Origin of the sequence: Legionella anisa, from assembly GCF_001467525.1 — a bacterium.
In the GTDB taxonomy this organism is placed as follows: Bacteria; Pseudomonadota; Gammaproteobacteria; order Legionellales; family Legionellaceae; genus Legionella; species Legionella anisa.
Genome location: NZ_LNXS01000029.1, coordinates 598529 through 608626 on the forward strand (window position 1 = coordinate 598529; position 10098 = coordinate 608626).

Consider the following 10098-nt stretch of genomic DNA (forward strand, 5'->3'; position numbering starts at 1 on the left):
TCCTATATCTGTTCTTCTTTTTTATATTGCTCATCCGCTTCCTTTGCCTTACGCTGATTTTCTTGCAACTGCAACGCATTAAGCTGCTGTTGCCAGAGCATTGCTGCTTGGGCTTTGAACTGGTTCAGTTTTCTTACTAGTAACCCTAAATGCGTTGCCAACATGGGAAGTTTCTTAGGTCCGAAGACAATGAGGGCAACAATAAAAATGACAAGAAGCTCGCCACCGCTCATGAGGATTTATTATCCTCTTTTGGCGGTTCATTTGTTTGCTCTTCATTCAAGGCTTTACGGAAATTTCTAATCGCTTCGCCAAGATCCGTACCTATAGTTTTTAATTTAGAAGTACCAAAAAGAGCAATAACAATAATCAGAATTAATAATAATGAAAGAGGGCTGATGCCGCTTAGTCCCATGTTAGTTCCTCGCACTACGGTTAAAAAGTACAAACAGACCCGTCAAAATAGCCCCGGTAAGAGCAAGTGGAACGAGCTGTTTATGGTGGATAAAATGCAAATAGTCAAGCAGGCCTACTAAAAGAAAAGAAAGTCCTGCGCCAATTGCAACGCTATTCCAGTGTACTGCTAATTTTTCATTTTCTGGCTGTGCGTTAGCACGTTCTTTATTTATTATTAATTCTTCTTTTTTAAGCTCTAGAAAATCAAAGAGCAGTTTGGGCATATGCGGTAATTGCTCCGCAAGAAAAGGTAGGTTCTTTTTTAATTGAGTCAAGAATGCTTTGGGACCGATTTGATCTTTCACCCACTTTTCAAGAAAAGGTTTGGCAGTGGCCCATAAATCCAAATCGGGGTAGAGTTGGCGTCCTAAGCCTTCTACAGCAAGCAGCGTTTTTTGCAATAAAACCAATTGTGGTTGTACTTCCATATGAAAGCGTCGAGCAACCTGAAAAAGACGTAATACCACTTGGGCAAATGAAATATCCTTTAAAGGCCGCTCAAAAATAGGTTCACATACCGTACGAATACTGCTTTCAAATTCATCAACACGAGCATCACGGGCAACCCAACCTGACTCAACATGTAACTCGGCTACACGTCGGTAATCCCGATTAAAAAAAGCCAAGAGATTTTCAGCTAAATACCGTTTGTCATTATCATTTAATGTGCCCATGATCCCAAAGTCTATGCAGATATATTGCGGTTCTTTGGGGTTTTTATAAGAAACAAAAATATTTCCTGGATGCATGTCTGCATGAAAAAAACAATCACGAAATACTTGGGTAAAGAAAATTTCTACGCCGCGCTCAGCCAGTTTTTTTATATCAACCCCATGTGCCTGCAAACTCGATACATCAGATACAGGTATGCCACGGATTCGTTCGAGTACCATGACGTTGGAATGTGAATAGTCCCAATGTACTTCTGGAATATACAGTATGGGGGAATTCTCAAAGTTACGCCTTAATTGGGCAGCATTGGCGGCCTCTCTTAATAAGTCGAGTTCATCAAGTAAGGTATGTTCAAATTCTGTTACAATTTCCTTGGGTTTTAAACGCCTAATCTCAGGCCAATATCGATCCGCCCATTTTGCAATAGTATGCATAATACTCAAATCTTGCTCAATGATGCGTCGCATATTAGGTCTAAGCACTTTGACAATCACTTCTTCACCTGTTTTCAAGGTTGCAGCATGTACTTGAGCCATAGAGGCTGATGCCAAAGGAATTGAATCAAATTCAGCAAAAACTTCGTAAGGAGACAAACCATAGACCTTTTCGATAATCGCCATTGCTTTTTCACTGGGGAACGGCGGAACTTTATCCTGTAATTTGCTGAGTTCAATCGCTATATCCAGCGGTAAAATATCAGGACGAGTAGAAAGTGCCTGACCGAATTTGATAAAAATAGGCCCTAGCTCTTCCAACGACTTACGAAGTGCTTCACCATGAGTTAGCTGTTCTTTGCGAAACCAGTTCCAGGGATTTAAATAAACAATAAAACGTAGCGGGGCAAACAATCTTAATGACACGACTACATTATCTAGCCCGTTTTTGGCCAGAATATAATTGATGTGGATAAGACGAATGAGTTTTTTAATGGATTTCATAGCGGCTTATTAGTTGATTTATATGAGCCTGCAAGCGTTCGACAGTTAAGGATAACTCATCGACTTCAACAAAAAAATCTTCCAGTTCGTATTTTGTGGGAAACAGTCGCAACTCTTCTTGCAAGTATTCAGACATATTTTGACGCATGGAATCATCCAATCTCTTTTTGAATGCTATTCCTTTACGTACAAAAGAACCAATCTGATGAGCAACCACATCACCAGTAAAATGAGCCAGATGTCCTTCCCAATCGATATCCATTTCATCAAACAGTTTTTTTACTTGTTGCCCTAATTCTGTATCGCCAGTCATGCGGATTTTATCATTAAATAAAGAGCGTGCCTTGGATGCAGGTAATAAACTGAGGCGGATTAAACCTAAAGGATTGCTATGAATGATTGTGTCTGCTTCACTATCGTAGCTATCCAGCAAGATGATTTCACCGTCTTTAAAAAGGATAAAAAAATTAACATTTAAAGGACTTATAATCATTTCAAGCGTTTTACTATCAAGCGTTTTCAGCTTGGCTGGCATTTGCTCATCCAGTCTGGCGGCTTTGTTAATGGCTATTTGGAGAGCCTTTAAAGAATATTTTTTTAACATAATGCACTCAATATTTATAGGCAATGTGCAAGGCAACGATGCCGCCGCTTAGATTATCATAATGACAATCTTCAAATCCCGCATGCTCAATCATTTCTTTTAGTTTGTTTTGATCAGGGTGCATGCGTATGGATTCAGCAAGGTATTGATAACTGGCTTTGTCTTGCGCAATAAGCCCCCCTATTTTAGGTAAAATATTAAACGAATACCAGTCATAAATAGGCTTTAAGCCGGGAAATGTAGGGGTTGAGAATTCAAGAATCATTAATTTTCCACCGGGCTTGCATACACGATACATCGAACGCAGCGCTTCTTCCTTATCCGTCACATTTCTTAAGCCGAATCCCATGGTAATGCAGTGAAAACTATTATCAGCAAAAGGAAGACATTGAGCATTACCTTGTACGTAATCAATGTTTTTATATAAGCCTTCATCCAATAGACGATTACGTCCTACATGAAGCATGGCAGAATTAATATCCGCTAGAACAACACGGCCTAAATCTCCTACTTTTTTGCATAATAAACGGGTTAAATCCCCACTGCCTCCTGCTAAATCCAAAACAAATTGTCCAGGGCGTACTTGGCTAAGCTCTACGGTATAGCGTTTCCACAAATGGTGAATACCTAAAGACATTAAATCATTCATCACATCATAGTTTTTTGCTACGGAATGAAAAACTTCTGCTACTTTCTTTTCTTTCTCATCCCAGGAAACAGTGGAGTAACCAAAATGAGTTTCTTTTTCTTGATCAGCCATATAGGAAACACGAATTTGTTATTTAATGCTCCATATTAACTGATTTTAGTCAAGATACCCAGTCCTATATGTCTTAGTGTATTGGGTAAAGTCACAATGGACTTTGATTTTCGTATTGATTTTTTGTAATGAATCTCTCCTCCTGATTCGCTTGGAGAACATGGAGAGGTGATTTATGATTAATAACAATTAATATGCATAATTAAATATTTTTTTATTGATAAACGATAAATTCTTGTTATAATTTTTACTGGAATTTATCAATAGGTATTTATCATGAAAAAAATAAAAAACACCAGTCATATTCTTTACCTGCTATTTCGTATCCTTTGTTGGCTTATACCTTTAACTACAACCCTCTTAATCTTGTTTGAGTTCGATTGGATGTGTTATGTAGGAGCCTGGTCTTCTTTAATTTCTTTAGAACAAATTCGTGATCCCTCTCATTTTTCCTGGATGCATCGCTTCGTCGTATTAGTGATCGAATGGATGCCGCTGACCATTACCATTTTAATTTGTCATAAGCTTGCCAAGCTATTTCGTCTTTTTGAGAAGGGGGACCTGTTTGAAAAGGAAAATATCAAATTAATTAAACAGGTAAGCATTTACATGATTTTGGGTGAGATAGTGCAGCTATTTTATCAACCTTTAATGACTGCGGCACTTACCTTTAATAATCCTAAAGGTGAACGCATTGCCAGTATTACCTTGAATTCAGCGAATTTATCTACTTTAATTACGGCTTTTATTATTTTAGTTGCTTCCTGGATCATTCAAGAAGCGCATCAGCTAAAATCAGAAACGCAATTAACAATTTAAGGAATATTCTCGTGTCTATTATTGTTAATTTGGATGTGATGATGGCAAAACGCAAATGCAGACTTAAAGAATTGGCAGAAGCAATAGGGATTACTGAAGCGAATTTGTCTATTTTAAAAAATGGCAAGGCTAAGGCAATACGCTTTGCGACATTGGAAGCGATTTGTGCTTACCTCAAGTGTCAGCCTGGAGATATTCTTGAATATCAAACGGAACAGCAGGATGATTTAACAGGGAATAAAGAAAATTCATCTTTTTTGTTGATGGGGTAGGGTTAGCTTTACCGCCAAGTATAATTTCTGTTATACCTAAAAGATTGTCATCCCTGCGAAGGCAGGGAGGTAGATTCACATTTGAAGTGCAACAGCGAAAACTTAAATGTCTCAAGGGGTGTTTTATACCCGAGGCACTTTCTAGGAGTCAAATTATAACGGGCAACAATCTGAAATAACTCATGTGAAGAAATGTCGTTGAGGTTGGTTTTTCTTGGTAAAAATCTACGAATACGACCGATAGCATTTTCAATACCCCCTTTTTGCCATGGAGAATGGGTATCACAAAAATAGGTTTTAATTCCATATTGATTCAAGAGATGATGCTGGGCGAATTCAGTACCATTATCAAAGGTAATTGTTTTGGCCAAAGGCTTAGGGAGCGAAGTCAGTAAGGACAGGAGTTGAGAAGAGATAGGTTTTGCTTCTTTAGTTTGCAGCGGATAAAGTAAGGTTAATCGTGAATGACGTTCATGAGCCACTAGAATGGCTTGTCCGTATTTGGAAAATAACATTAAATCCGCTTCCCAATGGCCTGCTTGCTGGCGTGTCGCTACTTTTTTATCCCGTTTATGGATAGAAACCCGGTCCTTTATAGTCAATACGGAGCTATAGTGTTTTTTAAAAGGTGGACGACGTTTGGTTTTCCCTAAAGGCAAATAACGACGCCAACTGTAATCTTTGGTGCGTTTGATTTGGTTGTAAATGAAACGATAGATTGACTCATAAGAAATAACACGGCATCCTTGCTCCCGCGTCAGCCGTTTTGCTGTTTGCTCAGGAGACCATCCCATAGCAAGAAGGTCTAATACCTGGGCACGCAATTCTGGTTGACGCTCCAGTTTACTTCCATGCCAACGACGACCTAACGTCTGCTGTTCTGCATAACTCGCATCATAACCTTTTGTACTCGTTTCATTTCGCCTTATCTCACGAGATATTGTTGATGTCGAGCGAGCCATAACTGACGCAATTTTTTGGAGTGTATATCCTTCTCTTTGTAAGTAGGATATTCGATATCTCTCCTCCAACGAGAGTTGTGAATAGTGTTTTCCCATAGCAACTCCGAGTATAACTCGTGTTGCACTTCGTTTGTGAATTTAGGGAATCCATCCCACAAACAAAGTAAAATCCAGCAAAAGTGGATCAAGTAACTCAATTTACTCCGAAATAGTGAGATGAAAGCAGTAAGTGTTTAGCCCCATTGAAGGAACAGCCATATTTGGTCTATCTTGAGAGAAAATCATGAGGAATGGTTTTCTCTCAACCTGGACTCAAATCTGTCTGTTCGTTTACAGATAAGCCCATACCCCCTGAACGATTACTGGGTGTTCTGTCGTATTTAATTTATTAAATTTGCAGCGTGCCCCTGATTTTGAGCAAAAATAAATTCCTTAATAGAATCATTGTTGCTTTTCAAATAATCTTTAATAAAAGCAATTAAAATGGAATGTATTTTATCAAATAATTGAGTTGGATTGTTTGACGTATCCATTTGTACACATTGCTGATAAATCTCATATAGGTGCTTTAATTCTTCACTCTTATTTTTATTTGTCAATTTCTCTTTTTCTATATTAGTCTCAATAAGTATTTTTATTTCTTTAAGCGCATTGGCTTTAATAAGATTCGCATTTGAAGTTTCCCAAGAGCTTTTAAATTCATCGAATTTCTCCTTATACATCCACGATTCATTCGCTGCACGCATAGAATATTGCACTAATGTTTCCTCAGCTCTTGGTTGAACTTTATACAAACCATGAATCCAGTTTCTTACTGTATCATTGTAAATACTGTTGGTGATGAGACAGCTCAAATCGACTTTATCCATTGCTGCAAATAGCTCTTTTTGATTCGCAATAAATCGTCTATGCCAGTTTAGAACATCGGATTGCCCCCAGATGTTTAATTTTTCCTCATTTAATGTGATTTGAGTATTTTTATAAGTAGTTTCTATTTGTTTCATCAGCGCCAGCAAGGCAAAGTGAGTCACATTATTGTGTGTAGGATCTCCCTTCGGAGTAACTTTGGCGGGAAAGAATGTAAAATAGGAAAAAAATTTTCCAAACATAATAGGTCCTTTTAGGCGTGAAAATTACTAGAGTTTGTAAACAGACCCTAAGCCTTTGTTGTATTTAATTATTACTTGTCATCCATTTTGAGGTCTGTCTAAAAACACAAAAGAGGGCTGGCATGAATTTGCTTATTGTAAAAACTTTTAATAGATAAAGCCAATGGTTAAAACGAATAATTCATTGATTTTTAAATAAAAATATTATTGGATTTTGCAGTACGACTCACACAATATATAAATCAAACTTTGCAGGGAAACTTAGCATGCTTCCAATTAGAATTTGCCCTTATATGCATCTAAAAAATAATGTTTATTTTCTTGATCCATACGAGGTCTTTTGTAAAAAAGGCTATTGTATCTCTGGTGACCGCCATAACCACCCCTATTACTCTGATGGAACCCATTTGTCAAAAATAGGTTCCAGATTTCTTATAAGTCATCTGAAGCATAAAATTATCTCCATACTAAATTCTCCAACAGAAGAAATACATAGAGTGAAATCATAATTCTTTTTGTGTACCAGCTTAGTAAACGCAGCCTGGGGTTGTTATCAAGCTCATATTTGTCTCCATTTATATGCTTCGCAAAAAAGCCAGTAGCCCATAATTATTCCTTAATGTGCAATTATTATACTTTTCCAGTGGTTTTATTATAGAAAATCAACGATCTAAAACCATATGAAAACAGTACATGAATATAATATGGAGTCACTAAAATGTCTCAAATAACCGGCCGAGATATTTACTCGATTAATGAATGGCAAACTATTTTACTTGCTGCAAATTATGTTAAAGAGAATCGAGTTGTTATTGAAATAACGGATGCAATAATAAAATACCATCAACTTGAAAAGAAAAAAGCAGACAACATCATTGCCCGAAAAGAAGCGTTATCTCACATAGAAAAATTGTGTGAGCGCTTTGTTGCAGCGCGCGAAGACGATCTATGTCAAAAACCCAAAGGAAGTCGAAAAAACTTAGAAGGCAGTATTGATTACTGGATTTTGTCATTACAAAAAAAGTCTAATCATAAATTACAATACCTTAATCAACTGGAATCGTTCTTAGCTACTGCGAAACCTCATCAGATTAATCGCAATGAGATGATTGAACATTTAAAAATACGCAACAAATCGAATACACCATCACGATTAAAATTATTCAGTGGGACCTATCTCGAAAAAATTGATCCATTACATCGGCAATTTGAATTTAATATGAATAAATTACCGAATAAAGAATTTGGTATAAATTCTGCATTTTTAGATTGGATAGCAAGCAATGACACTACTCCATTCTTTCTATGGCTAGAAAATCATGATGTATTAACTCAAAACCGAGTTTCTAAAGAAAAGCATGAAATTAATTTGATTGATTATAATTTGCAGGCTGCGCATATTGCGACATTTAAAAACATGGATGGTCAAAATTACCTTGTTTCAAAGCCCCAAAATAGCGATGAAGAAACCGTGAAATTAAATTCAAGACAAATGAAAAATTATAGCTTTAAAATGGGCACAGCATATGGATCAACAGCATTTGTATGGTGCAAGGATAATGAAAATCAGTTTCTTACCCATCCTCATCAAGCAGGAAAATTCCATCATTCTTCATTGAGTACGGGTAAAAGCGTACGCTGTGCAGGTATGTGGGTGGTAAACAATGGAATTATTACACACATTAGTAATAGCAGCGGGCATTACAGGCCAAGCTCGCTTTCATTTTATTTGCTCATCAAATTCTTAGAAAGTAAGCAAGTTATTAATGCTAATACGAGGGTAGCTGATTTGCGCAAACCCGATGAGCTTGTCGATCCTAGCCGACCCTTTGGATCCACTAAAAGCCAATATGTTCCACTAAGAGAATATCTTGATTGGGCTGAGCAATTACCCGAAGTACAGGAATACTTACAGACTGTAAATTCATGTAACAACACATCAAACGAGCAATGCATTATCTTTTAACTCAAGCTCAAAAAGAACCTATAATTAAAAATAGAACTCAATTTAGAATCTAGATTAGGTTCTAAGGAGTAGTTATGCCCAAGGACCTCTTTTCTCTTGAGCAAACGAGGGATTATGCAGAAAAGGCTAAGACTTATGCACGTGGAAAAATTTCGGGAGGGAGTACTCATCTTGAAAATAATACGCTACCACCCGCAGAATTTGAGCGTCTAAATAATTTCATGGAGGAAGTTAGGCACCATAAAGATCAGGGTGTTAAAAAAAGACTTGCATCAAGTACATTAGAAGATAAACATTGGGTTCGTTTTGAGACAACTGTTGAGGTTTCATCCGAATCTCATTTTGGTAGTTGTCATGAGCTTGCATTTCAAGCACTCGATTATATATTAAAAGCAAATTCAGAGATTAATGCCGAAATCTTTAGCATTCAGCGTGCCGCCTCTGATATTGATAGCGGTGATCATGAATTTTTAGTCTTAAACAGAAAGCAACCTAGTGATCCAAAGCGACCTGAAACGTGGGGCGATGATGCAGTAATTTGTGATCCATGGGCAAATAAAGTTTATGCAGCCAAAGAATATCGTTCACAATTAGAGGCTTATAAGTATGATGAACCAAATAAGAAAAATAGGACTGTACGATTTAATTCTGAACAACATATAATCGATGTAGAATTTTACTTCACGTCAAATTATTTACCTAGGGTAAACACTGTAGAGAGCCTGAAGTCAAATTTTTCTAGCCAGGCACAATCTGTGATTAGCATGCTAGAAAGTGTTCGATTTAGATTGGAGACTGAGAAAGAAAGACTTAAAGGTAAACCTAAAAAGGCCGATATAATTTCCGGAAAAATCCAGCAGATTACCCAAAAAATTGGAGAATTAAACCAACGTATTTCAGATAGTATGGAAAAGAAATATCTTGGCGCTAGTCCGAAAGCGAATTATGATGCAGCAAAATCGGAATTAACGCGCTCGCTTCACGCCATAAGGGAAATCGCACAAAATGTTAAGCAATTTTCTCCAGAGGAACAAGCCATATTATTTAAACCTTCAAACCCATTTGGCTCTACAACGGATACACAAAAAAATTTAAAAGAGATTGATGAAGAAGCAACCCTACGCCTTTCTCCTGAACTACGATAGCAAGCAGGTTGGGTCATTTTTACCCAATAGAAAATCATTTACAACGAGTTGTTGAGTCAAAAACCCAAATTGCTAACCCCAAAATAGCAGAACTGTAGGTTGGGCCTTGGCCCAACTTTTCTTTAATCTGAGATAAGAACAAATAAAAAATTATTGAATTATATAAAAATGTTGGGCCAAGGCCCAACCTACACACGCAAGACAAAAAAGTTAGGGGGGCTTATCAAAAAACTGACGATACCTCAGCTCAAAATGCACCAACCTACATACTTACTTGTTAATAATGTTTATGATTGGCCAAAAAATAGTAAAATAAATTAGGGTCTGTTTACATTTCGCTAGATTGAGTCAAAATGGCTTGAGTTTCGAGTACCGAAGCGCAGCATACACAAAGT

The 10098-nt window shown here is 37.1% G+C and carries 12 protein-coding genes; 5 read left to right on the plus strand and 7 right to left on the minus strand.

The features are described from left to right. Positions 1-2: 2 nt before the first annotated feature. Genes Lani_RS11800 through ubiE form a run of 5 tightly spaced genes read right to left on the minus strand, consistent with a single transcriptional unit; the run spans position 3 to position 3430 of the window. Positions 3-233 (minus strand): Sec-independent protein translocase subunit TatA/TatB, encoded by a 231-nt coding sequence (locus tag Lani_RS11800; RefSeq protein WP_019232772.1) that lies wholly within the window; start codon positions 231-233, stop codon positions 3-5. Further along, the gene (gene tatA / locus Lani_RS11805) at positions 230-415 is read right to left on the minus strand and encodes a twin-arginine translocase TatA/TatE family subunit (RefSeq protein WP_019232773.1); all 186 of its coding nucleotides are present in this window, start codon (positions 413-415) and stop codon (positions 230-232) included. Before tatA ends, Lani_RS11800 begins: the two co-directional genes overlap by 4 nt. A gap of 1 nt (position 416) precedes the next feature. Then, positions 417-2066 (minus strand): ubiquinone biosynthesis regulatory protein kinase UbiB, encoded by a 1650-nt coding sequence (gene ubiB / locus Lani_RS11810; RefSeq protein ID WP_019232774.1) that lies wholly within the window; start codon positions 2064-2066, stop codon positions 417-419. Continuing rightward, positions 2053-2670: a ubiquinone biosynthesis accessory factor UbiJ gene (locus Lani_RS11815; RefSeq protein WP_019232775.1), complete on the minus strand. Its 618-nt coding sequence runs from the start codon at positions 2668-2670 to the stop codon at positions 2053-2055. The genes ubiB and Lani_RS11815 overlap by 14 nt, the downstream gene beginning before the upstream one ends. 7 nt (positions 2671-2677) lie before the next feature. Continuing rightward, on the minus strand, positions 2678-3430 hold the full coding sequence (gene ubiE, locus Lani_RS11820; protein WP_019232776.1) for a bifunctional demethylmenaquinone methyltransferase/2-methoxy-6-polyprenyl-1,4-benzoquinol methylase UbiE: 753 nt from the start codon (positions 3428-3430) through the stop codon (positions 2678-2680). 276 nt (positions 3431-3706) lie between these two features. Here ubiE and Lani_RS11825 point away from each other — a divergent pair, with 276 nt between their 5' ends. Both Lani_RS11825 and Lani_RS11830 read left to right on the plus strand, forming a co-directional pair. Continuing rightward, positions 3707-4249, plus strand: coding sequence for a DUF2975 domain-containing protein (locus Lani_RS11825; RefSeq protein WP_019232777.1), 543 nt, complete (start codon positions 3707-3709; stop codon positions 4247-4249). Between the two features lie 11 nt (positions 4250-4260). Next, on the plus strand, positions 4261-4521 hold the full coding sequence (locus Lani_RS11830; RefSeq protein ID WP_019232778.1) for a helix-turn-helix domain-containing protein: 261 nt from the start codon (positions 4261-4263) through the stop codon (positions 4519-4521). Positions 4522-4568: 47 nt separating this feature from the next. Here Lani_RS11830 and Lani_RS11835 read toward each other — a convergent pair whose 3' ends face one another. Continuing rightward, positions 4569-5579: an IS30 family transposase gene (locus Lani_RS11835; protein WP_019232779.1), complete on the minus strand. Its 1011-nt coding sequence runs from the start codon at positions 5577-5579 to the stop codon at positions 4569-4571. Positions 5580-5863: 284 nt separating this feature from the next. Continuing rightward, positions 5864-6592: a hypothetical protein gene (locus Lani_RS11840; RefSeq protein WP_019234934.1), complete on the minus strand. Its 729-nt coding sequence runs from the start codon at positions 6590-6592 to the stop codon at positions 5864-5866. A gap of 293 nt (positions 6593-6885) precedes the next feature. On the opposite strand from Lani_RS11840, the gene Lani_RS21180 reads away from it, so the two are divergent. The 3 genes from Lani_RS21180 to Lani_RS11850 all read left to right on the plus strand — a co-directional run bounded on the left by Lani_RS21180 (position 6886) and on the right by Lani_RS11850 (position 9703). After that, positions 6886-7101 carry an SGNH hydrolase domain-containing protein gene (locus Lani_RS21180; protein WP_223499582.1) on the plus strand — a complete coding sequence of 72 codons (216 nt, stop codon included), beginning with the start codon at positions 6886-6888 and terminating at the stop codon, positions 7099-7101. 209 nt (positions 7102-7310) lie between these two features. Further along, positions 7311-8558: a hypothetical protein gene (locus tag Lani_RS11845; protein ID WP_019234935.1), complete on the plus strand. Its 1248-nt coding sequence runs from the start codon at positions 7311-7313 to the stop codon at positions 8556-8558. 74 nt (positions 8559-8632) lie between these two features. Beyond that, positions 8633-9703 carry a hypothetical protein gene (locus Lani_RS11850; RefSeq protein WP_019234936.1) on the plus strand — a complete coding sequence of 357 codons (1071 nt, stop codon included), beginning with the start codon at positions 8633-8635 and terminating at the stop codon, positions 9701-9703. Positions 9704-10098 lie beyond the last annotated feature (395 nt).

What these genes read in the sequence shown, in the direction of transcription:
- Lani_RS11840 (WP_019234934.1), bottom strand. Translation starts at nt 6,592, where the DNA reads ATGTTTGGAAAATTTTTTTCCTATTTTACATTCTTTCCCGCCAAAGTT.
- Lani_RS11835 (WP_019232779.1), bottom strand. Translation starts at nt 5,579, where the DNA reads ATGGGAAAACACTATTCACAACTCTCGTTGGAGGAGAGATATCGAATA.
- Lani_RS11815 (WP_019232775.1), bottom strand. Translation starts at nt 2,670, where the DNA reads ATGTTAAAAAAATATTCTTTAAAGGCTCTCCAAATAGCCATTAACAAA.
- Lani_RS21180 (WP_223499582.1), top strand. Translation starts at nt 6,886, where the DNA reads ATGCATCTAAAAAATAATGTTTATTTTCTTGATCCATACGAGGTCTTT.
- ubiB (WP_019232774.1), bottom strand. Translation starts at nt 2,066, where the DNA reads ATGAAATCCATTAAAAAACTCATTCGTCTTATCCACATCAATTATATT.
- Lani_RS11800 (WP_019232772.1), bottom strand. Translation starts at nt 233, where the DNA reads ATGAGCGGTGGCGAGCTTCTTGTCATTTTTATTGTTGCCCTCATTGTC.
- tatA (WP_019232773.1), bottom strand. Translation starts at nt 415, where the DNA reads ATGGGACTAAGCGGCATCAGCCCTCTTTCATTATTATTAATTCTGATT.
- Lani_RS11825 (WP_019232777.1), top strand. Translation starts at nt 3,707, where the DNA reads ATGAAAAAAATAAAAAACACCAGTCATATTCTTTACCTGCTATTTCGT.
- Lani_RS11845 (WP_019234935.1), top strand. Translation starts at nt 7,311, where the DNA reads ATGTCTCAAATAACCGGCCGAGATATTTACTCGATTAATGAATGGCAA.
- Lani_RS11850 (WP_019234936.1), top strand. Translation starts at nt 8,633, where the DNA reads ATGCCCAAGGACCTCTTTTCTCTTGAGCAAACGAGGGATTATGCAGAA.
- ubiE (WP_019232776.1), bottom strand. Translation starts at nt 3,430, where the DNA reads ATGGCTGATCAAGAAAAAGAAACTCATTTTGGTTACTCCACTGTTTCC.